At 34.6% G+C, this 24112-nt stretch carries 13 protein-coding genes; 4 read left to right on the top strand and 9 right to left on the bottom strand.

The window, feature by feature from the left end; genetic code table 11:
- Nucleotides 1–56 precede the first annotated feature (56 nt).
- Both MST30_RS04205 and MST30_RS04200 read left to right on the top strand, forming a co-directional pair.
- Nucleotides 57–1688 carry an ABC-F family ATP-binding cassette domain-containing protein gene (locus tag MST30_RS04205; RefSeq protein WP_243473156.1) on the top strand — a complete coding sequence of 544 codons (1632 nt, stop codon included), beginning with the start codon at nucleotides 57–59 and terminating at the stop codon, nucleotides 1686–1688.
- A 104-nt stretch (nucleotides 1689–1792) separates the two neighbouring features.
- A complete protein-coding gene (locus MST30_RS04200; RefSeq protein WP_243473155.1) occupies nucleotides 1793–3742 on the top strand; it encodes a YgiQ family radical SAM protein in 1950 nt (649 codons plus the stop codon).
- A gap of 12 nt (nucleotides 3743–3754) precedes the next feature.
- Here the strand turns inward: MST30_RS04200 and MST30_RS04195 are convergent, their stop codons facing one another.
- The 7 genes from MST30_RS04195 to MST30_RS04165 all read right to left on the bottom strand — a co-directional run bounded on the left by MST30_RS04195 (nucleotide 3755) and on the right by MST30_RS04165 (nucleotide 16424).
- Nucleotides 3755–4711, bottom strand: a complete 957-nt coding sequence (locus MST30_RS04195; RefSeq protein WP_243473154.1) for a bile acid:sodium symporter family protein — start codon at nucleotides 4709–4711, stop codon at nucleotides 3755–3757.
- 21 nt (nucleotides 4712–4732) lie between these two features.
- Nucleotides 4733–7594, bottom strand: coding sequence for a DNA polymerase I (gene polA, locus MST30_RS04190; RefSeq protein ID WP_243473153.1), 2862 nt, complete (start codon nucleotides 7592–7594; stop codon nucleotides 4733–4735).
- A 134-nt stretch (nucleotides 7595–7728) separates the two neighbouring features.
- Nucleotides 7729–8265, bottom strand: a complete 537-nt coding sequence (locus tag MST30_RS04185; RefSeq protein WP_243473152.1) for a cupin domain-containing protein — start codon at nucleotides 8263–8265, stop codon at nucleotides 7729–7731.
- A gap of 104 nt (nucleotides 8266–8369) precedes the next feature.
- Nucleotides 8370–11609: a phage tail-like protein gene (locus tag MST30_RS04180; protein ID WP_243473151.1), complete on the bottom strand. Its 3240-nt coding sequence runs from the start codon at nucleotides 11607–11609 to the stop codon at nucleotides 8370–8372.
- 27 nt (nucleotides 11610–11636) lie between these two features.
- On the bottom strand, nucleotides 11637–11834 hold the full coding sequence (locus MST30_RS04175; RefSeq protein WP_243473150.1) for a hypothetical protein: 198 nt from the start codon (nucleotides 11832–11834) through the stop codon (nucleotides 11637–11639).
- A gap of 156 nt (nucleotides 11835–11990) precedes the next feature.
- On the bottom strand, nucleotides 11991–15971 hold the full coding sequence (locus MST30_RS04170; RefSeq protein WP_243473149.1) for a hybrid sensor histidine kinase/response regulator transcription factor: 3981 nt from the start codon (nucleotides 15969–15971) through the stop codon (nucleotides 11991–11993).
- Between the two features lie 192 nt (nucleotides 15972–16163).
- The gene (locus tag MST30_RS04165) at nucleotides 16164–16424 is read right to left on the bottom strand and encodes a hypothetical protein (RefSeq protein WP_243473148.1); all 261 of its coding nucleotides are present in this window, start codon (nucleotides 16422–16424) and stop codon (nucleotides 16164–16166) included.
- Nucleotides 16425–16684: 260 nt separating this feature from the next.
- On the opposite strand from MST30_RS04165, the gene MST30_RS04160 reads away from it, so the two are divergent.
- On the top strand, nucleotides 16685–18109 hold the full coding sequence (locus tag MST30_RS04160; RefSeq protein WP_243473147.1) for an aldehyde dehydrogenase family protein: 1425 nt from the start codon (nucleotides 16685–16687) through the stop codon (nucleotides 18107–18109).
- Between the two features lie 198 nt (nucleotides 18110–18307).
- Here MST30_RS04160 and MST30_RS04155 read toward each other — a convergent pair whose 3' ends face one another.
- Entirely contained in the window at nucleotides 18308–21361 is a 3054-nt protein-coding gene (locus MST30_RS04155; RefSeq protein WP_243473146.1) for a phage tail-like protein, read from the bottom strand.
- 120 nt (nucleotides 21362–21481) lie between these two features.
- Between MST30_RS04155 and MST30_RS04150 the strand changes: the two genes are divergently transcribed.
- The gene (locus MST30_RS04150; protein ID WP_243473145.1) at nucleotides 21482–23404 is read left to right on the top strand and encodes a histidine kinase dimerization/phosphoacceptor domain -containing protein; all 1923 of its coding nucleotides are present in this window, start codon (nucleotides 21482–21484) and stop codon (nucleotides 23402–23404) included.
- Nucleotides 23405–23407: 3 nt separating this feature from the next.
- Here MST30_RS04150 and MST30_RS04145 read toward each other — a convergent pair whose 3' ends face one another.
- Nucleotides 23408–24022: a response regulator transcription factor gene (locus tag MST30_RS04145; protein WP_243473144.1), complete on the bottom strand. Its 615-nt coding sequence runs from the start codon at nucleotides 24020–24022 to the stop codon at nucleotides 23408–23410.
- Nucleotides 24023–24112: the final 90 nt, after the last annotated feature.

Genomic DNA, 24112 nt, shown 5'->3' with positions numbered 1-24112 from the left:
AAATCAAAGATTTATCTTTCGGCTTTTAGTAGTTTTGCGCCTTTAAAATTAAAGCTATGATTTCTGTAGATAATTTAGTTGTAGAATTTAGTGGTCACACCTTATTCAGTGATGTGTCTTTTACTATAAATGAGAATGATAAAATTGCCCTAATGGGTAAAAATGGTGCCGGAAAATCTACAATGATGAAAATTATTGCTGGTGTTCAGAACCCTACAAAAGGTAATGTTAGAGCACCAAAAGATGCCGTAATAGCTTATTTGCCGCAACATTTATTAACCGAAGATGATACGTCTGTTTTGGAAGAAGCATCAAAAGCATTTAGTCACGTTTTTGAAATGCGAGATGAAATGGATGCGCTAAATAAACAGCTTGAAACCCGAACCGATTACGAATCTGAAGACTATATGAAAATTATAGAGCGCGTATCAGATTTGGGTGAAAAATACTATGCTTTAGAAGAGGTGAATTATACAGCTGAAGTAGAAAAAGCACTTAAAGGTTTAGGTTTTAAACCTGAAGATTTTAATAAGCCAACAAGTGAATTTTCTGGTGGATGGCGTATGCGAATTGAATTGGCGAAAATTTTACTTCAAAAACCAGATTTAATTCTTCTAGATGAGCCAACCAATCATATTGATATAGAATCGGTAATTTGGTTAGAGGATTTTTTGGTGAATAAAGCCAAGGCTGTCATGGTTATTTCTCACGATAGAGCCTTTGTTGATAATATTACAAACCGAACCATAGAAGTAACTATGGGTCGTATTTACGACTACAAAGCCAACTATTCGCATTATTTACAGTTGCGTGAAGACAGAAGAGCGCATCAAATAAAAGCTTACCAAGAACAACAAAAATTTATAGCCGATAACCAAGCGTTCATCGAGCGTTTTAAAGGTACCTATTCTAAAACCAATCAGGTGGCATCGAGAGAACGTATGCTAGAAAAACTTGAAATTATTGAAATTGATGAAATTGACACATCGGCTTTAAAGTTACGTTTTCCAAAAACACAGCGTTCTGGTGATTATCCTGTAACGGTAAAGGATGTGTCTAAATCGTATGATGAGCATGTGGTGTTTAAAAATGCAAACATGTCTATTGCTCGTGGCGAAAAAGTGTGCTTTGTAGGTAGAAATGGTGAAGGAAAGTCTACTATGATTAAAGCTATCATGGGACAAATTGATGTGGAAGGTACATGTACACTAGGACATAACGTTCAAGTGGGTTATTTTGCACAAAACCAAGCCGCACTTTTAGATGAAGACTTAACTATTTTTCAAACCGTTGATGAAGTTGCTAAAGGAGATATTCGTACACAAATAAAAAATATTTTGGGTCGTTTTATGTTTAAGGGTGACGATATTGATAAAAAAGTAGGTGTGCTTTCTGGTGGTGAAAAAACCAGATTAGCCATGGTGAAATTATTATTAGAACCAGTAAATCTTTTGATTCTGGATGAGCCGACAAACCATCTCGATTTAAAATCTAAAGATGTTCTCAAGGACGCATTAAAAGAGTTCGATGGCACCTTAATTTTAGTGTCTCACGATCGTGATTTTCTTCAAGGACTGTCTAAAAAAGTCTTTGAGTTTAAAGACAAACGTGTCATAGAGCATTTTGAAACTATTGATGATTTCCTAGCAAGAAACCGAGTAGAAAACTTAAAAGCACTCGATTTGTAATCTTAAAACCGAACGTATTGAACATTTTATAGTAATTTGGATTTGTGTGGTTTAACAAATCTTCAACTGATTAAGTTGTATTTTCTAACTACCTTTGTGCCGTTATGCAAGAAGAATTAAGACTTTCTAGTTGGTTGCCTACCACAAATAAAGAGGTGAAAATCCGCGGATGGGAACACTTAGATGTTATCCTGTTTAGCGGAGATGCCTATGTAGATCACCCAACGTTTGGTCCTGCAGTAATTGGACGCTTGTTAGAAAGTATGGGTTTACGTGTTGCTATCGTACCACAACCTAATGTTAACGATAATCTTCAGGATTTTGTTAAGTTGGGTAAACCACGTCTGTTCTTCGGTGTTACAGGTGGTTGTATGGATCCTATGATTAGCAACTACAATGCTAATAAAAAACGTCGCGATAAAGATGCGTACACACCAAATGGCGAAATTGGTTTTAGACCAGATTATGCATCAACGGTTTATAGTAAGATTTTAAAAGAAAAATGGCCAGATACACCAGTTTTAATTGGAGGCATTGAAGGCTCATTACGTCGTGTAACACATTACGATTATTGGAGCGATCAATTAATGCCAACCATTCTAGAAACGTCTAAAGCAGACATGTTGGTGTACGGAATGGGAGAACAACCACTTCGTGAAATTGTGCGTTTGTTAGAACGAGGTGTTCCTTTTGAAAGTATTAATACGGTAAATCAAACAGCAATTCTTATTAATGATGAAAACGATATCCCAAAAAACAAAAATTGGGAAGATGTTGAAATCGCTTCTCACGAAACTTGTTTAAAAGATAAAAAGGCTTACGCATCTAACTTTAAGATTATAGAGCAAGAATCAAATAAGTTAGCTGCAAGACGAATTTTTCAAAAAGTAGGTGATAAGATGCTGATGATAAATCCGCCGTATCCTACAATGACAGAGGAAGAAATTGATGCCTCTTTCGATTTGCCTTACACACGTTTACCGCATCCTAAATACAATAAACGCGGACCAATTCCTGCATTTGAAATGATTAAATTTTCCATCAACATTCATCGTGGATGTTTTGGTGGTTGTAGTTTTTGTACCATTTCGGCGCATCAAGGAAAATTTATTGCATCACGTAGTAAAGAATCGATCTTAAAAGAAGTTGATACTGTGGCGAATATGCCAGATTTCAAAGGTTATTTATCTGATATTGGTGGGCCAAGTGCAAACATGTATCAAATGAAAGGTAAAGTGCAAGCCATTTGTGATAAATGTGTCGCGCCGAGTTGTATTTCGCCAGTAATTTGTAGCAATTTAGATACTTCTCACAAACCGTTAACCGAATTATATCAAGCGGTTGATAGTCATCCGAAGGTGAAAAAATCGTTTATCGGATCTGGAATCAGACACGATATGCTGGTACCAGAATTCAATAAAAATGCTGATCCAAAAGAGTTAGATGATTATACCGAAGAAGTGATGACCAAGCACGTTTCTGGTCGACTTAAAGTAGCGCCAGAACATACTAGCGATCCGGTATTAAAATTAATGCGAAAACCATCGTTTAGTTATTTTCATAAGTTTAAAGAGCGTTTTGATAAAATCAATATCAAGAATAAACTGAACTTACAGTTAATTCCGTATTTCATCTCAAATCATCCTGCTTGCGAAGTTGAAGATATGGCAAATCTTGCTGCTGAAACTAAAGATATGGGTTTTCAGCTAGAGCAAGTACAAGGCTTTACGCCAACACCAATGACGGTTGCAACGGTGATTTATTACAGTGGTTACCATCCGTACACGCTTAAAAAGGTAAATACACCAAAAACCAGAAAGGAAAAAGACGAACAACACCGTTTTTTCTTCTGGTATAAAGATGAAAACAAAGCTTGGATTAAAAACACGCTTAATAAATTAGGAAGACAAGATTTATTAAAAGTCTTACTTCCTGAAAAGACCGAAAAATGGCGTAAAAACAAACCAGGAAAAACCAAACATACTTTTAACGATGCTGTACCTTTTAATCAACGAAAGGACAAGGTGAAGTATAAGAAGAAAAAGCGAAAGTAATTTTTCTTCTTTTTATAAATCCCTTCTTCCATGCTTAGCAGCGATCACACTTATTGCTACAATTTGAAATGCATGAAACATCATAATTGGCAATAAAATAATGCCTAAAAATGAGGCGTTTTGAAATAGTATTTTAGAAAATACTGTACCGTGTACTAAAGACTTTTTGGTACCACAAAATTGTGCTGTGATTCGGTCTTCAATAGAAAAATGAAATCGTTTTGCGATGAAACCTATAAAGAAATATACTATCCAAAAGATTAAGATAGCAACAGCTAAAACTGCTAGTAATTTTAATGGGCTTAAATTTTCAAAAATGCGATCTAAAAAGGATTTAGAAAAGCTTTTGTAGATAATCAACAAAATAACACTTTTATCAAATAGCGTAATTTTTTTACTGTGTTTTAAAGCAAAAGCGCCTAAAAAGCGTCGTAATAATAAACCTAAAATAACTGGTGCTAAAATTTCTAATAATAACTTTTGATAGACTTCGATTAAGCTATAATCTGTTCCGGTAGACGTCATAAAAAGACCAATCCATAACGGTGTAAGAATCACACCAATTAATCCAGAAATACTCGCATTAAAAATAGCAGCAGGAATATTCCCTTTGGCTATAGATACCATAACTACAGATGATGACACTGTTGAAGGTAACGCTGCTAAAAACATAAAAGCCAACCAAAGTGCTTTGTTATCTTCAGTAATTAAAGGATAGATAGTCAATACGATTAAAGGAAAAACAATAAACGTTGTCGCCTGAATTAAGACGTGTAGTTTCCAGTTATTTAAGCCTATTTTTATTTGTTGCGGACTTAATTTTAATCCGTAGAAAAAGAAAATAAGCGATATACCAATACTACTCAAAGTATTTAAAACCTGCGCACTTTCACCTTTACCCAAATCAGGATAAATGTATGCCGCTATCACGGTAATTATAATAGCAATGACGAATTTGTCTATTTTCAAAATTCGATAGAGATTTTAAATTTAATGCGCTTCTAACCAGTTATCGCCAAGACCAATTTCAACATCTAATGGTACTGATAATGTAAATGCATTTTCCATTTCAGTTTTTATGAGTTTTGAAATCTCATCTAGTTCTGGTTTGTAAACATCAAAGACCAATTCATCATGAACTTGTAGTAGCATTTTGGTTTTGTAATTGCCAGCTTCTAATTTCTCGTAGATATTAATCATTGCTAGTTTGATGATGTCTGCAGCACTACCTTGAATTGGTGCATTAACTGCATTTCGTTCTGCTGCACCACGTACCACAGCATTTCTAGAGTTGATATCTTTTAAATATCTGCGTCTGCCTAAAACCGTTTGCACATAACCATGATCACGCGCAAAATCTACTTGTTTGCTGATGTAGTTTTTCAGTTTTGGATAGGTTTCATAGTACGTGTCAATTAACTCTTTGGCTTCACTACGTGATAAATCAGTTTGGTTACTTAATCCAAATGCCGACACACCATAAATTATCCCGAAGTTAACTGTTTTTGCATTACTACGTTGCTCTCTGGTAACGTTTTCAATAGCAACATTAAATACTTTTGAAGCAGTTGATGCGTGAATGTCTTCGCCATGTTTAAAGGCTTCAATCATCGTTTCTTCTTCACTTAACGCTGCGATAATACGTAATTCAATTTGAGAATAATCGGCAGCTAATAACGTAAAATCTTCGTTACGAGGTACGAATGCTTTTCGTACTTGTCGACCACGTTCGGTACGAATAGGGATGTTCTGTAAATTAGGATTATTACTACTTAAACGACCAGTTGCGGCAACGGTTTGCATATAATCTGTATGTACGCGACCTGTAGCTTCTTCAACTTGAAGCGGTAAGGCATCTACATACGTGCTTTTTAGCTTAGATAAACCTCTGAAATCAAGAATGTTTTGGATAATTTCATGATCTTTTGCCAAGTAACTCAACACGTCTTCTGCGGTAGAATATTGTCCAGTTTTGGTCTTTTTCGGCTTGTCTACCAACTTCATTTTTTCAAATAAAATAACACCTAATTGCTTTGGTGATGCAATGTTAAACTCTTCGCCAGCAGCTTCATAAATGCTCTTTTCTAAGTTGGCAATGTCACTGTTTAATTGCTCTGATAAGCTGTTTAAAAAGTCTTTGTCAAGGTTGATACCTTCCAATTCCATAGCAGCTAAAACACGTAGTAATGGGATTTCAATCTCATCAAACAATTTTTGTGTATTGGCTTCGTCTAATTCTTTTTCAAAATGTTCTTTAAGTTGAAGTGTAATATCGGCATCTTCTACAGCATACTCGGTTTGTTTGTCTAAAGGCACATCGCGCATTGATAACTGATTTTTACCTTTTTTGCCAATCAATGTTTCAATGGAAATAGGCGAGTAGTTTAGGTATGTTTCAGATAGCACATCCATGTTGTGACGCATGTCTGGATTAATCAAATAGTGCGCTAACATGGTATCGAATAAAGGTCCTTTGACTTCAATATTATATTTAGCTAAAACCTTGATGTCGTATTTTAAATTCTGACCAATTTTCTGAATATTTTCAGCTTCAAAAAAAGGACGTAATTCTTCAATTAAATCTTGTGCTTCATCTTTGTTTTCAGGAAACGGTAAGTAAAATCCTTTACCAGTTTCCCAAGAAAATGCGATCCCAACTAATTCTGCAGTTAACGGATTTAAGCCTGTAGTTTCCGTGTCAAAACACACCGATGTTTGGTTAAGTAGGTTTTTTACAAACAGTTTTGTTGCCATTCCGCTTGCAACACTTTGGTAAAAGTGGCTTGTGTTTTCGGCGGTATTTCTTGTGAAAGATGTATTTGTATCCGTTTGCGATTCATCATCGCCGCCACCAAATAATGAGAATTGTCCTGCACCAGCAGATGCTTTTTCTTTTGTTGTTTGAGACTTCTCGACTGCGCTCGAAGTGACATTTTGATTGGTCGTTGTAGTTGAATTATCGCTTTCTGAGGTAAACGTTTTAATGAAATTATCAGTAAGACGTCTAAACTCTAATTCTTGAAAAATTTCTTTTACTTTTTCTATATCTGGATGATCTAACTCGAAATCTTTAGCGTTGAATTCCACCGGAACATCAAGCATAATTCTCGCTAGTTCTTTTGAAAGTCGACCTAATTCGGCATTAGCTTCAACCTTTTCTTTCATCTTACCTTTTAGTTGATTTGTGTTGGCTAAAAGACCTTCCATGCTACCAAATTCTTTAATAAACTTTTTAGCAGTTTTTTCGCCAACGCCAGGTAAACCAGGAATGTTATCACTAGCATCACCCATCATTCCTAAAAAGTCAATGACTTGTTCTGGTCTTTCAACTTCAAACTTTTTCTGAACTTCAGGAATTCCCCAAGTTTCATAACCGCCACCAAATGATTTTGGACGATACATAAAAATATTTTCGGTAACTAATTGCGCAAAATCTTTATCTGGTGTGACCATAAAGGTTTTGTAACCTTCTTTTTCCGCTTGACGGGACAACGTACCAATAACATCATCTGCCTCAAAACCTTCTTTTACCATAATTGGAATATGCATGGCTTTGAGAATGTTGTGTATATGCGGAACTGCAGTGCGAATACCTTCTGGTGTCTCATCACGATTGGCTTTGTAAGCTTCGTACATTTCTACACGGTCTACACTTCCGCCTTTGTCAAAACATACCGCTAAATGGTCTGGTCTTTCGCGTTTGATGACATCTAAAAGCGAGTTCATAAAGCCCATAATGGCTGAAGTATCTTCACCTTTAGAGTTAATTCTTGGGTTTTTTATAAAAGCATAATACCCACGAAAAATAAGCGCGTAAGCATCGACTAAAAAGAGACGTTTTTGTTCTGACATTTTCTAGAATTTTGAAGTCTATAAAACTACAAAACTTAAACTTTGAAATAAAGTAAAGACCAACTAAAAATAAAAAAGAAAGCCGAAATGGGAATCGACTTTCTTTTAAGTTTTATGGATAAATATACAGTGATTTATTTTACGAACGTAATACCGTGTTCACCACATATTTCAGTTACTTTTTCAAAATCTGGTGGTCCAGGCGGTAAATCTGCTAATTTTCTAAACATAATTTCAATTCCTGCAGGAAAAGCAGTGGTGATCATGGTGGCTTTTTCTGTGCCTACCACTTTCCATGAATGCGGTAAATTTTTTGGAGCAAATGCTGTGTCACCAGCTTTTAAAATAGACGTTTTACCATCTACCATTATTTCAACCTGTCCTTTTATAACTCTAAAAATTTCATCTTCCTTAGTATGAATATGTGGAGGAATTCCGGTACCAGGTTCCACATTATCCTCCCATTCCACAATTTGATTGTCGGTTTCACTACCGACCAGCTTGTGCGTTTGTATATCACCAATTACATTTAAGACTTCACCTTCGTCTTTTCTGATAATTTTAGACTTTAGCTTATCAAGATAAGACATTGTGCTTGCATAGCTCGGTTGAGGTAAAAAAGTTAAAATACTTAATCCACCTATAGACTTCAAGAAATTTGCTCTTTTCATAATGTTAAGATTTAGTAATGTTTTAAAAAAAGAAAGCCGATCCCTACTTCGGCTTTCTTTGGAAAAAATATAATTGAAGACAATCCAATTATGTTTAAATGTTGTTACTGTATTTGTTCTACTTCGAAAGAGGTTACAATATGATTTGCTTCGACATCGATTGGTCCTGTTGGAAGAATAAAGATTTCTACAATATCTCCAGCATTTAAATCTAGTATTCTGTTGATAGATCTAAATATGTAGCCACTTCCTGAATTATTAAAATTTACGGCGCGTTCAATGTTGCTGTTAACCACAATAGCAATACCAAAAGCATTAGTTGAGGTAGAAGTTGCTGAGCTTCGCCAAGATGCATTGATACGATAGTATCCTGTTGTGCCCACTACAAATTGATTTGTTGTTGTGTTGAATTCTGAATTAAGATCAAAATCAATCGTATCGAAATCTAATTTTTGCCAAACACTTGTTGCTAAAGATTGGTTAGTCGACATTGTAATTCTAGCTAAGGATTTTGTTGGGTTAAGGCTAGATAAATCCACAGTTTGAGCAGCTTGGCCATCATCTTCAATTTCTAAGGTTAAGATATTTGTAGAGGAATTAAAACTGAAATTATCTATTTGCTGATTATCGGTATTGATAGAAGCCAAATCAACAGTCACAGGTGCAACTCCATCGTCTTCAAGGGAAATGCCTAATACAGTCCCGACTAAGCCAAGGTTATCTATTTGTTGGTCGTCTGTATTTGTTGTTGGGTTTTGGAAGGTTACATTACCAGCACCATCTGTGGTCATGACTTGGCCATTTGTACCATCGGAAGTAGGAAGTGAATATGCATCATTGATATTTACCTCTCCACTCTTATATATAGTTAAAGCATTGCTTCTTGCTGATGTTGAACTCCCGTTTCCTACCGAAAAAATCCTATCATTGATATTCCAAGTAAATGTATCAAAGGCTGTATAATTCGTACTATAAGTTCCTACAGTAAATTCTCCTAATGAATGGCTCGTGTTATCTACACCAATAGAAACTGATCCTGTTGCGTTAGCAGTACATTCTAGACCAAATGCGAATGAATCTAGACCAGAGGAAATACTGTTTGAACCACCAGAAAATGCTCTTGCACCTGACGCTACATTTGAAATCCCTATTGCTGTACTAGTATATCCGGAAGCAGTATTTCCAGACCCAAACGCTACAGAGAAGGTACCTGTATTAGATGCGTCCCAAGATGTACCACTACTCGTACCAGACCTAAACGATCCAGTGCGAGGGTTAAAAAACATTGTTGGGTTTACAATAGAACTAGAAATTGTAGCTCCAGAACCTAAAATCCCTGATACTAATATACCATCTGTACCATCAATTGTCACAGCGCCTGCATTAGCCGTTATTGTGTTTCCTGCACCAGAACCACCTTCATTATAGGCTTGATCTAGGGTGTTTTGGGTATCTCCATCACCAACAATATCTTGAAAAGTTACATTACCAGCACCATCTGTTGTCATTACTTGATCAGCAGTGCCATCTATTGTTGGCATGGTATATGCATCATTAATGGTCATTCGGCCATCTTTGTATATGGTTAATGCATTACTCCTCATGGTAGGCATTGAACCGTTTCCAACCACAAACAACCTATCATTATTGTTAAAACTTGTAGTAGAGTTTGGTGTGTAGTTGGTGCTATTAATTCCTATAACTGTTTCATAAGCAGATGGTGCAGTATTGCTATTTCCAAATACAGAAGAATATCTTCCTGAAGCGGTATTGTCATTTCCAAAAACAGTAGAATAGTTTCCAGAGGCTAATGTTGAATATCCAAAAGCAGTAGAATAATCTCCTGAAGCTGTTGTTGATGTTCCTGACGCTATGGCGGTTTGACCAGATGCTGTTGTGCCAGCTCCTGATGCCATTGAAAATTGACCTGAAGCAATTGTAAATGCTCCAAATGCAGATGAAACTTCGCCAGAAGCTGTAGTACCACTTCCAAAAGCAACAGAGTATGATCCAATATTCGTATTATCCCATTGATTTGTTGAAACATATCCTGCTCTGAAAGCAGCCTTATTTGGATTGAAAAACATACGTGTACCGACACCAGTAACTTCAGAATCTATAAAGTTGCCGCTTCCCAGAGTACCAGTAACCAAAAATCCGTCATCACCATTAATCCTTAGTGCACCTGAGTCTGCTGTGATATTTTTTCCTGCTCCAGCACCACCTTCGTCATAGGCTTGGTCTAATGTGTTTTGGGTATTTCCGTCACCAATAATATTTTGAAATGTGATATTACCTGTTCCGTCCGTAGTCATGACCTGACCTGCTGTACCATCTGAAGCTGGCATGAAATAACGATTAATACCATCGTTCCCAAAAGACACTCGACCTCTGAAGTAAGCAGCATACCCTGATGTGTTTCTTACGTCACTATATATGCCGTAGTGAGTTCCTCCAGCAGTACTACTTATATCTACAAAATATCCATATTTACTACCTGACCCTGAACCTGCTAGTTCAGTTTTTACACCATAGTGTTGACCATTTCCACCGGATCTTATATTGTTATTTATACCATAAATATTACCAGCAACAGTCCAAGCACCAGGCATACTATTATCTACACCAAAGATATCACTATTACCACCTTCAAACCTATTGTAAACTCCTTTTTTATTACCGTTAGGTGCGCTTAAATCAAATTCATTATATAAACCTACTTTTTCTCCTGTACCATTATTAATGAAAAAATTTTCAAAACCGTAATGGGTGTTATTATGAGTACCACTATTAACATTATGAAAGTTTGAAAAACGAACAGCATCTGTTATAGTAGATTGATTATAAATTCCATATCCTATTTGTCCTGTGTCACTTCCTGAATGTAAAAGCTGAAGACCTGAAAAGTTAGAAGTTAAATCACTTGTTACTTTGAGACTTGAGGTATTAGCAACATTAACACTTCCAATTTGAACTTGACCAAGAGTGTAAATATTATCAGTAATATTACTTGCAGGACCTCCTGTTCCAGTTCTCAGCCAGTCTGTATCTTCATTTCCTTGAATGCTTACCCAAGATGTTGTGCTGTTATCCCAATAATAAAAGCCTTTTCCAGATAATGATGTACCTGTATAAAATACCAACATACCATCTTGGTCTGCCGTTGGATTAACCGTTGGGAAATTATCTATTCTAGGTATAAGGATACCATCTTCGTTTGTTGGCGAAGTAGTGCTAGAAGCAGAAATATCTAAAGTGGATTTTGGGTCTGTATTGCCAACACCAACTTGAGAAAAGGCAAAACATGAAAAGAATAGGAATAGGGTAATTGTAATTGTCTTCATTTTGTAGGGTATTAATAATTCTTTGTTTTAGAGTTTAACCTCTACATTAAAAGTGCTTTTTACATCTTTTAGAACTTTGTTGACATAGTAAAGTAGTCCAAGAAAAATTTCACTTCCGCCAAGAATAAGTGGATTTACGTTTCCAAATAATTGAATGGAAACATGACCTGCCAAAAAGCTCGAATTGATAACTAAAAGCGACACAAGAAATGTAGAGGTCTTCATCTTACAATGAATTAATGATTAATAGCTCTCCAAAACTAGTTTCGATGTGTAAAAATGCTCTTGATTATTTTGTCAAACACAAGGAGTATTTTGTCAAAATGAAGAAAAACGACTAGTAGTATTTATTCAAAACACAAATAAAAATATGAAAATCAGTTAATTGCGAAATTCAGAAGGGCTTTGTTCAAATTCCTCTTTAAAAGTCTTACTAAACCAATTAGGGTCGTTAAATCCTATCGCATAAGCAATTTCTGAAATGGATAAATCTGTAGTTTTTAGTAATTCTTTTCCTTTTTCGAGACGTACTTTTCTTATGAAAATGGCCGTACTGGAATTGGAAATGGCTTTTAATTTTCTGTAGAGTTGTGAGTCGCTCATAACCATGGACTTTGCGAGTTCGGTTGGTCCAAAATTAGAATCTTCGATATGGTTATGAATAACATCTACTACCGACTTTAGAAAAGCGAGGTTTTTATCTGTAGGTTGAGATTCTTTTTTAGTGGTTGTAACAATAGTATTTACAGCATATTTTTCTTGTAACTGTTTGCGTTTGGCAATCAGCATTTTCATGCGGAGTAATAATTCCTCTTTATGAAAAGGCTTGGTCAAATAGGCATCTGCACCACTCGAAATCCCATCAATTTTATCCTCTTGCATCGCTTTAGAAGTAAGCATAATGATAGGAATATGATTGGTGTTGGTATTTTGCTGTAAATGTTGGGTAAGCTCGTAACCATCCATTTTTGGCATCATCACATCTGTAATTATAATGTCAGGAATTTGCTCTGATGCTAGTTCCAATCCTTCCTTACCATCGTTAGCAAAAGTGACCTTGTATTGCGGTTGTAAGCACGATGCTACATATCTTGCCATATCATGATTATCCTCAACAATTAGTACACTGTTAGAATCTTCATCCGAAATAATATCAGCTGGTTTTGGTACTACTGTACCTACTGACATTTCACGGTTATTGGTTGCAATAGTTGTGATTTCGGCAGTATTTGTAATTGGTAAAGAAATTTTGAAAGTGGTGCCTTCACCAAATTCAGAAGAAACTTTAATAGTTCCATCTAATAATTCCACAAGCTCTTTGGTTAACGCTAAACCAATACCTGTACCTTGAGAAATTTTATGAGCTTTGTCTTCAACTTGGTAAAAGCGATCAAAAATATTAGGAAGCTCTTCTTTGGGAATGCCATAGCCTTGGTCTGAAACTGTAATTTTGAGATTGTTATTTTGTTTTTTAAGGGTTATAGCTATTGTGGAATTTTCAGGCGAAAACTTAATGGCATTTGAAATAAGATTCGTTAAGATTTGACGCATTTTTTCAGCATCAAAATCCATCAGGATTTCATTTGGTGTCGCATCAAAATCGATAGTTATAGCTTTATCAGACGCAATACTGAGAAAGCTGTCAATAACGTTTGACGTAAATTTTACGATATCGTTTTGTACAAGGTTTAATTTTAGTTGGCCTTTTTCAAGCTTTGCTAAGTCTAGCATTTGGTTTACCAAATCCAAAAGGTTATTACTATTTTGTTCTATAGTCTCTAAAGAGGTTTCAAGCTCTTTTTTACCATTGACTTTGTCTTTTACATTGCCTAAATATCCAAGAATTATGGTGAGTGGTGTTCTAAATTCGTGCGTTATGTTTGTGATGAATCTCGATTTTAAAGCATCAAGTTCTTGTAAACGTTTAGACTCTTGTCCTGCGATTTGGCGTTGTAAACTTATTTTGTAGAACGCATATACGATTCCTAAAAATATGAGTAGATAAAGGAGATAGGCAAGGTTGCTTTTGTACCAAGGAGGTATAACTTTAATCTGTAGTTCTAAAGGTGCTTTTTGCCAAAGATTATTTCTGGATTTACCTTGAATTTTTAAGGTATGTTTTCCTTTTGTAAGGTCTAACAACGGAATTTCTCTTGAACCTGATAACTCATTCCAATCGTTGTTGTCTAAAGCATATACAAATTCATTATTTTTTGTTGGACGCAGATCTAAATCCGAGAAAGAAATATAACAAGGAAAATCCGTATAGTTAAGTGTAATTTTATCTGCGGTTGTAATACTCTGATTAATGATGTCGTTATGAGTTACAGGATTAATTTCTTCATTTTTCACCCTTAAAGACGTAAAGGTTAAGTCTCCTGGTAGATCGAGTTGAGGAACATGTCTGGGATTAAAAATGTTAACGCCATTAATACCTCCGACGTAGACTTCATTAGTATCTTTATTGTAATAATGCGCTCCAAGATTAAACTCTGAACTTTGCAAACCATCATTTACCGTATAGTTTGTAAAAACTTCAGTTTCTTTATTAAAGCGAAATATGCCACCATTGGTAGTTAACCATAAATTATGGTCTTGGTCTTCGGTGATACTATAAACAAACGTATTAGTTAAGCCTTCATCATTACCAAAGCGTTTAAAGGTGTTGCTTTCTGAATTGAACTTATTAAAGCCATCTTGTGTGGCAACCCATAAGGTTGCATCAGCATCGTGCCAAGTATGTAAGGTAGTGTTGCTACTCAGACTTGTGGAATCGTTTTCCTCACTAAAATAATTAGTGAATTTAGGATTTTGATAATTCTCATCCTCGAAATGAAGTTTGTTGAGGCCATCTTCAGAGGTTATCCAATAATCCAAATTCTTGTCCTGCGACAAATTGTAAGTGAAATTGGAACTTATAGAATTGGCATTTTCTTTAGTCTTGTAATGTTCAAAAGTTATGACGTTATTTTTTACATCGCCTGTAAATCGGTTGACACCTCCACCATAAGTCATAATCCAAACTGTACCTTTATGATCTACAAAAGCGCCTCGTGTTGCATCAGAACTCAAGGATTTAGGGTCATTTATATCATGAAAAAAGTTTATGATTTTAGGAGATTTAGGATCAAAATCATTCAAATCAATAACAGAAGCTCCTTTAATTGTACCAACCCACATATAGTTATTATGGTCTATGGCCATAGTTCTAATAACATTAAATGCTAAGGCATCATCAGTATTTTCTTTAGTAATGTAAGTGACATTGCCTTCTGAATCTATGCAGTTAATGCCTTTTCGAGTCCCGACAAAAAAGTAATCTTTGTTTTTGGCGAATGATAAAATAAAGGCATTGTTTAATGATATTTCTGAAGACGTATTTACATTTTTAAAGACAGGCTCCCCTAAGGTAACCACGTCTAGATTGTTGGTTCCAACCCAAAGTAAATTACCATCTGTATAAGTATCATAAACACGATTGGAAGTAATGGAATTGCTATGATTCTGTTCACCATAATATGTGGTTATGTGCTCAAAGTCTAGGTTTTGTTCATTAAAATCTTTTGCAATATAAAGACCGTCAAAAGTGCCTATATAAAAAGTATCATTATTTATATCAATAGATGAAATATGTAGCCCATTATTATTACTGTTTAAGGGTATTTTAGAAAGTTGTTTTGTGGAAGTGTTAAAAACACAAAGGCCATTCGTTGTACCAAGCCAAATGTTTTCATTAACAACAAAAATGGAATTAATATTTCCGATTGGTTGGTTGAATTTAATCTCTAAAAACTTTGCATCTTTAGTCTTAATATTCTCACAAACAAAAAGTCTTCCATCTTGTGTGCTTACATACACTATGTCGTTATCAACAAATGTTGAATTGAATTGCTGAGTTTCTCCATCAATTTTTGAGATTTTCTGGTAATTATCATCTCCTTTATTGAAAATAAAAATACCTTCATTTAATACCGTTGCGATTATTGTACCATCTGAAGTTTTGGATAAACTACTACAATTTCCAGTCTTAACTTTGGTACTTCTAAAACTATTGATTTTAGAATCGTATATAGAAATACCATTGTCGTTTGTGCCTATCCAAATATTACCCTCTTTATCTTCTAAAAGTGTATTAATAAAATTTCCAGAAATGCTTAGACTATCTTTTTTCCGGTTTTTGTAAACAGTGAAAGAAGTACCATCAAACCTGTTTAATCCTTCTTGGGTGCCTAGCCATAAAAATCCGTTAGAATCTTTTAGAATAGTTCTTATTGTTTCTTGAGACAATCCGTCTTTGGTGCCGTAATGATAAAATGTAAGGTTTTGCGCACCACAAAAGAAGCTAACTAAACATAGAATCAAAATAAGTTTAGTTCTGAAAGAATTACTACGAAAAACAGTAACAGGATTGGTCATAGAGGGTTAAAAGGTAAGTACAAAATAGTAAATCTTTATTTTATAATAAAATGCTTATGACTAAAGGAAAGAAACTTTACCATAACAAAAAAGCCGAAACAAACGTTTCGGCTTTTTCAATGGTTAATAGCATATTAATTAGCAAAGCTTAACAGTCTTAACTTTAATTTGAAGACTTTTTCTATAAGCTTTAATACTTATAATCTCGTTACTTTTCTTATGATTCATTCTTAAAACTTTAGCCTTAGCCTTAGCAGATATAGTAGCTTTTGCAACCTCTGGCTTTTCAGATTTAATAGTTTCAACCAATTCAGTCTCAACATTACTTACAACATCTTGCTGAGCAAATCCTGCTAGAGACATTGTTAAGAAAGCTAATATGACTAAACCTTTTTTCATTGTTATTAAACCGTTTTGTTTTAATTTCGATTCAAAGAAACATCGGTTTGTTCATATAGGGTGAAATTTTTGGACGAAACAAGGCGATAATTAGATAACTGACATTTGTTAGTCAAAAACATCGATGAAATACACAAAATGAGCTCGTAGCCCTTTAAAATCGGTATTTTTAAAGATGAAAATTATTGATTTTCAGACCAAAAGAGACGCTTTGCGGATATCATCGACGAACTGCATGGGTTTAATTATTTAAAATGGACATGAGTAGAAATAGTATAGATTTTAGCAAGAACCCTTATTATCAGTTGTTCTTAAAGCAACGGTCTCAACAGTTTAAAATTGGGAATATGCCCTACAGTCAAAGAATAAAGCAGTTAAAAAAACTTAAGACTGCGATTGAAGTAACATATAGGGACAGAATCATTGAAGCTTTACATAAAGATTTAAACAAGCCTAAAGTAGAAGCAGAGCTCACCGAGATTTATCCGATTATAAGCGAAATTAAATTTGCTAAATCTAATCTGCGCCAATGGATGCGCAAGCAAAAGGTAGATACACCTATGTCTATGCTTGGTTCAAGTTCTTACTATATTTATGAACCTAAAGGGGTTTGCTTAATTATATCTCCATGGAATTTTCCGTTTAATTTAACCTTTGGACCATTGGTATCTGCCATTGCAGCTGGTAATGCTGTAATTATAAAGCCTTCAGAGATGACACCAAATTCTTCAGCTTTGATGGCTGAAATTGTCGCAAATGTTTTCTCTGAAGATGAAGTTGCATTGTTAGAAGGAGAAGTAGAGGCTTCAACACAATTATTACAATTACCTTTTAATCATATCTTTTTTACGGGTTCACCAAGCGTTGGTAAAATTGTAATGTCTGCAGCTGCTAAACATTTAGCTTCGGTAACACTTGAGTTAGGTGGAAAATCACCAACAGTTATAGACAATACAGCTAATATTGATAAAGCAGCAAAGCGTATCGTTTGGGGAAAGTTTATGAATGCAGGTCAAATATGCGTGTCACCAGATTATATATTGATTGATGAAATCATTAAAGAGAAGTTTATTAAAGCTTGCAAAAAATGGATAGAACATTATTTTACAAATACGCCTAAGACATCAGATTCTTATGCAAGGATTGTGACCCAAAAGCATTTTGAACGTTTACAATCTCATATAGAAAATGCTAAAAGTTTAAATGCTAAAGTAGATGTTGGTGGCGAGTTAGAAGCCGATTCAAAATATATAGCTCCAACAATAGTTTCAGATATAAGTGAGGGGGCTTCATTACTAAATGAGGAGATTTTTGGACCAGTTTTGCCAATAGTTACTTATAAAACCTTAGGAGAAGCTATTACTTACATCAACTCCAAAGAGCGACCATTAGCGTTGTACATCTACAGTAATAGTAAAAAAAACACAAAGCAGATTATTAGAAATACCAGAGCAGGTGGCACATGTATTAATAATAGTGTGATTCATTATGCTAACCATAATTTACCTTTTGGAGGTGTTAATAATAGTGGCATTGGTAAGAGTCATGGATTTTATGGTTTTAAAGCTTTTAGTAATCAACGTGCAGTAGTAAAGCAACACACTTATGGAATAAATGAATTACTATTTCCGCCTTACACAAGCTTTAAAGAAAAATTAGCAAAACTGACCATAAAGTGGTTTTAATAAAAAGAAAAAGCCGCTCCCTACAGCGACTCTTTCAAAAAAACTAAAATTAAAAATTAACTAATAGTTAAAACTTCATGTAAAACTTAGAGGTTGTTTTTTGAGTTTTGAGCTCGAAAAAGCCGCTCCCTACTGCGGCTTTCTCGCCCAAAAACATAATTGCTCCTTTAAAACAATTATTTTTAAACCTTCAACTGATTAATTTTCAGCTACATTGTTTTCATCATTTCTTGATGTATTACTAGAGTAGCTGTTTTCTATAGCTAATATTCTTGCCTCTAAGGTTTCTAGTTTGCTAAGCTTTTCTTTGAGAATGTTGTTTTCTGTCTCTAATGCTTCAATTTTTTTGTTTAATTCTTGAATAGCTTTTACAGTTACCGGAATGACCTTATCATAATTAACCGACCATAGGGACTGGTTTTCATCTTCCGGCTTTTGTACAGCTTCAGGTAACACTTCATAAAGCTCTTGAGCAATAAAGCCCAAAGTTTGTTCGCCACTATCTGTTATATTAAGAATTCCATCTTCTATATTGCCATTGTGATGAAAATATGTTTTAGGTATCATTTTATTGATTAAAGCAAGACCGTTTTCTAGTTGTTGCTGGTTGCTCTTTATACGAGAATCGCTATATGTTGTCCAAGCATTGGCACGTCCTTGTCCAATTCCTATAGTTGCATTATTAGGTAGGTGTACGGCATAAGTTGGATTGTTTAAATTAACACCAAATTGTCCATTAAGCTCTACAGTATTATCACCGTAAATTTCCATTATATTGCCTGATCCGGAATAAAAAATATTTAAACGGCTATCCGCATTTGTATTGTCTGCTCTCCCATAAAGTAACCAGTTATTTGTCGTTTCAGCAGAATTAGAAAATCTTAAGCGACTACCGTCATTAGCGCCTGTCTCTATTAAATCTAGATGAGATATGGTGCCAGTACTATTTCTAGTGACTTGTACTTCTGCATTTGCACGTAGAATTTCATTATCCATTTCACCATAAATAAATGAACTAGTGCCATCGTTACTATTATCAATAATTAATTTATTACTGCCCGTAGTACTTCTTCCAGCTTGATAGCCTATAAAAATATTTGAAGAACCATTCATGTTTTCTCCCGCAACGTGACCTAAGACAGTATTATAACTACCAGTAACTAGATTTTCACCAGATTGTTCCCCAACAAATGTGTTTCCGTTACCATTTTGTAGATCCAACAAAGCCCCAAGTCCAACGGCTGTATTATCTATACCTGTAGATAAGGTAGAAAGCGATAAGCCTCCTATGGCAGTGTTATCATTTCCTGTAGTTATTGATGCCCCAGAAATTCTTCCTACAAAAGTGTTTCGGGTTCCTGATGTAACTGAATTTCCAGCATTTTCTCCAATCCATACAGATTCTAGTTGAGTCGTTTCAATTTGACCTTTTGCAGTAATGCGTACTTTTTCTACATTATTAGTTCTGAAAGCTAAATCTTGGTTGTCAGTTGTACCTATGAAATTTGTTGTTGGATTTGTTCCTGAATTTCCATTAATAGACCAATCATTTCCTGTATTATCCAATGCTGATAGATTTACGGTTTGAGCAGTACCATTCTCAATCCCAACAGTTAAAATATTTGTAGAGTTGTTAAATGATAGGTTTTGTATGTTTTGGTCATCAGTACCAGTTCCATCTTGTAGTGCAGCTAAGTTTACTGAAGTACCTGTGCCGTTTTCAATGGCTAGATTCAATGTGGTGCCTGTAAGCGTTGCAGAAGTTAGGTTTTGATTATCTTGATCAGTAGCAGAGATTAATGCACCAGAGGCATCAATACCAATAACATATTGTCCTGCTCCAACACTTTGATTACTGAGAGCAAAATCTGTCCCATCATAAGTTGTATTGGTGTCTGTAAAAAGTGCTGATGTATTCACAAAACTGATTTGCCCAGCACCATCAGTTGCTAAGACTTGATTAAGAGTTCCATCTGCTGTAGGAAAAGCATATCCTGTACCAGTTGGGATGCCAACTTGTAATTCGCCATTAATTCTTAAAATATCGTTATCAAATTCACCATAAACCAAAGGTGTATTAGAATTAGAGTTTTCTATGTAAAGCATGTCACTTCCAATAGGTGCATTGTAACCAGACCTATAACCCAAGAAAATATTTCTATCACCATCAGCATTATATCCAGAACCAAATCCTAAATACAAATTATGAAAGCCATCTGAAGCATTACCTGCGCTATAACCTAAAACTGTATTCTCTGTACCACTAACAAGATTTCTAAGTGCGTATGTTCCAATAGCAACATTACTATTGGAATTAAAATTTATGTTTTCCATAGCTCCTATACCTATTGCAGTATTTAGTGATCCATCAGTCATATACCTCATTGAGTAATGACCAATACTTACATTGTTTCCAGGCACAGAATTACCAATGTAATCAGTTAATGTGTTCTGCCCAATAGCTATATTTATACCATTGGTAGTAACAGAGCTTAAAGAACTATTACCAATTCCGTAATTCAAAGTACCTGTAGTATTAGAAGATCCTGCTGACTGTCCAATAAAAATATTTGTATTACTAGTATTATTTAAGCCGGCATTAATTCCAATTTTAATACCATTGTAAGGTTCAATACCTCCATCCTTTCTTAGACCTAGGCGTTGTAAACCATTTTCTACAAGAAAAATTCTATTGCTAAGAGGGTTATACATTAATCCAAAGTCTGTATCACCTTCAAAATAAAGACTAGGGTCGGTAAGACCACCATTATCGAATTCAATCTCATTTATTTTATTGTCACCATCTGGATTAATAACATAAGAAACATTGTCCCAATCAATAATTTGGTCACTTATGTATAAATCATTATTTGTGCTTGGAATATCACCAATGTAAACATTTCCACTTTGACGTTCAATATTGGCTCCATTGGCAGTCCAATCATCATCATTAATATTGCCAGCTACAATTTTAATCCAATCGCTGGCTGTATCATCCCAATAGTAAAAGCCTTTACCATCTTCACCAGTATTGTCATAAAACACCAACATACCATTTTGTGCAGCTGTCATAGAAGCATCCGCTGGTAAATTAGTAACACGAGGTATTAGTATACCATCTTGGTTTGTTGGTGAAGCAGTACTAGATGCACTAATATCTAATTGAGCTTGTGGGTTGGTGTTACCAATACCAACTTGTGCGTATAAGCCTAAGCTTAATAAGAAGAACAGGGTAGGGAGAAATCTTTTCATGACTTTAATAGATTAATAGCTTGGTGTAAAATTCTAAAATTATGCTAGGTTTCATTTCATCCTTTTGGGTGATTTTTGAAGTCAATAGGTTTGTTAACTTTGTGTTACTAATTATTTTACATGAAAATCAATTGTATTTTCCTAAGCCTATGCTTAGGTTTTAATCTTCTAAGTTTTTGCCAAGACGCGCCTGTAGATGCTTATCAAGATAGTTTACAGAGTATTATAGATAGCGATGTGTCTAAAAATGTTAAAAAAGAATCACTGTTTTTATTAGGTGAATATTTGGTTCAAAGAGATCCAGACAAAGCCGAATTAATTGCTGAAGATTTAAAGGCTAATTTTATTAAAAACGATAGTAACGAGATACGTCGTAACAATTACATTTTTGCCGCAAGTCATAGATGGCATGGTGATTACAGTACCGCATTGGAGTACTACAGAGGTATTAACTCTTATTCAAAACGAAATAACGATTCTTTAGATATTGCAATAAGCTCACATTTTATAGGAACAATTAGCATGTATCTTGGTAATAATGTAGAATCTCAAAAGCACTTATTGGAGGCTGCTGAAATCTATGATGTGGTTGGTACGGCTAAGCAAAAAGCGAGAATCAATAATACATTGGCAGGCTTTTATCTTAATGTAGATCAACTCGAAAAAGGGAAGCAACAATATTTAAAAGCATTAAAACAGTTTGAAGTCTTGAAGGATAGTACTGGTTTAGCAAGTGTTAATGCAAATTTAGGTATGGTTTATACCGACTTGGGTGAATATGAAAAGGCAGAATATCATCTTATGAAACAAAAGGAATACAATGTGGTATTCCCTACGTTGAGAGAAATGGGATTTCATCACGATTTTCTTGGACTTTTGAGACAAGAACAAAATCGACTAGATGAGGCCTATGAAGAACATTTAAAAGCTTTAAAAATCCGTGAAAACTTAAGTAGCACATATAATCTGTGCGAATCTAAAATTAACATGGGTGAGATTTTAATAAAGCTAAAAAGATATGATGAAGCTATAGATCAACTTAAGGATGTATTTTCTTTTGAAGAGCATGAATCTTTAAACCAAGAGCAACGCGCTTATGATTTGTTGGCTGAGGCTTATGAGAAAAAAGGCGATTATAAGTCGGCACTTGGCACATTTAAGGCCTATAAAGCCATGACGGACTCTATCTATTCTAAAGAGTCTATTGAAATTATTGCTGAAAAAGATGCGTTATATAATCAACAAAAAAAGGATGCAGAAATTGCATTATTGAGTAAGGAAAAGGAAATCTCTGAAACCAAATTATCGCGTTCGAGATCTATTATGATTATCTCATTAATTGGTCTTGGTTTGTTGGCTATTGCAGCTTTGGCATTATTGAAATTGAACAAGAAAATAAAAAGTAAAAATGAAACCATAACAAAAGCTTTGAAAGATAGAGAATTACTATTGCACGAAACACATCATCGCGTAAAGAACAATCTTCAGATGATTTCGAGTTTACTCAATTTACAATCCAAATATGTAAAAGATGATAATGTTTTAGAAGTACTTCAAAATGGTAGAAACAGAGTGCAGTCTATGGCAATTTTACATAAAAATCTATATGTTGGAGAAGACTTAAATATGGTGAATATTCAGCATTATTTTGAAGGTTTAGTAGATAGTATATTGAATTCTTATAATAAAACTGAAAATGATGTCGATTTGAAGATTGATGCAGATAAAGTTACTATGGATGTGGAATCTGTAATCCCTCTTGGCTTAATTGTAAATGAGTTGATAACTAACTCATTAAAGCATGCGTTTCCTAAGGATATTAAATCTAAGCCAGAGATAACTTTAAAAATGTCTGAAAGAGAAGATTTCTACACCTTAAGGGTTTCGGATAATGGTGTCGGTATACAGAACGATATTATAGAAAATGGTAAAAAGGAGTCTTTTGGACAGCGTTTAATAAGATCGCTTTCTAAAAAGTTAAAAGCTTCTATGAGTGTTACTAATGATAATGGGACATCAGTATCCTTTGTGCTTCCTAAATAGCAATTAGTGTAACAAAGAATGTATAAGAGCTACTGTTTCTGAGCGTGTGTGCGTATTCATTTTTTCGTAAATGTTCTTAATATGCGTTTTTACAGTATTTACACTTACAAATTGCGATTCCGCTAATTGACGATTAGTTTTACCTTCATACAAACCTTCAAGAATATCAAACTCTCTTTGCGTAAGTGGAGTATTGATTTTAGAATTTATCATTTCAATTTTTAAAGAAACGGGTAATACAAATTTCGAAAAATTATAAAGCGCTACTTCAATATTAGAATACAGTTCCTTTTCATTAAAAGGTTTTACAATATAACCCATTGGCATTGTAGGTTTGGCGCGTTCTATAATTTCTTTACCAGAGTATGATGTAAGATATAAAAATGGGACTCTTCGTGTTTTGTTGATGTGTGCAGCAACCTCAAACCCTTCGTAATTACCATCTAGATTAATATCTAGAAGAACTAGGTCTGGTTGTTCATCATTAATATAATCTATGGCTTCGGTTTTAGAATATGCTATGGCTACAACACTATAATCTACATTGGTGAGCATGTCGTGAATATCCTCTCCGATAATAGGGTCATCTTCAACAATAAGGACTCTTATGGTAGACATGTTGTAGGGAGCTTTTAAAAAGTTTATAGCAAGTTACTAAGCATACTCCGTGTTTCAAAAAAACACGATATAAATTCAAATTTAATAGAT

This window comes from Winogradskyella sp. MH6, assembly GCF_022810765.1.
In the GTDB taxonomy this organism is placed as follows: Bacteria; Bacteroidota; Bacteroidia; order Flavobacteriales; family Flavobacteriaceae; genus Winogradskyella.
This window is presented reverse-complemented; position numbering and strand designations above follow the sequence as displayed.

Bases quoted from the DNA above. Each gene is read 5' to 3' on its own strand.
- MST30_RS04145 (WP_243473144.1), bottom strand. From the start codon at position 24,022: ATGTCTACCATAAGAGTCCTTATTGTTGAAGATGACCCTATTATCGGA.
- MST30_RS04180 (WP_243473151.1), bottom strand. From the start codon at position 11,609: ATGAAGACAATTACAATTACCCTATTCCTATTCTTTTCATGTTTTGCC.
- MST30_RS04160 (WP_243473147.1), top strand. From the start codon at position 16,685: ATGAGTAGAAATAGTATAGATTTTAGCAAGAACCCTTATTATCAGTTG.
- MST30_RS04150 (WP_243473145.1), top strand. From the start codon at position 21,482: ATGAAAATCAATTGTATTTTCCTAAGCCTATGCTTAGGTTTTAATCTT.
- MST30_RS04165 (WP_243473148.1), bottom strand. From the start codon at position 16,424: ATGAAAAAAGGTTTAGTCATATTAGCTTTCTTAACAATGTCTCTAGCA.
- MST30_RS04155 (WP_243473146.1), bottom strand. From the start codon at position 21,361: ATGAAAAGATTTCTCCCTACCCTGTTCTTCTTATTAAGCTTAGGCTTA.
- polA (WP_243473153.1), bottom strand. From the start codon at position 7,594: ATGTCAGAACAAAAACGTCTCTTTTTAGTCGATGCTTACGCGCTTATT.
- MST30_RS04175 (WP_243473150.1), bottom strand. From the start codon at position 11,834: ATGAAGACCTCTACATTTCTTGTGTCGCTTTTAGTTATCAATTCGAGC.
- MST30_RS04200 (WP_243473155.1), top strand. From the start codon at position 1,793: ATGCAAGAAGAATTAAGACTTTCTAGTTGGTTGCCTACCACAAATAAA.
- MST30_RS04185 (WP_243473152.1), bottom strand. From the start codon at position 8,265: ATGAAAAGAGCAAATTTCTTGAAGTCTATAGGTGGATTAAGTATTTTA.
- MST30_RS04205 (WP_243473156.1), top strand. From the start codon at position 57: ATGATTTCTGTAGATAATTTAGTTGTAGAATTTAGTGGTCACACCTTA.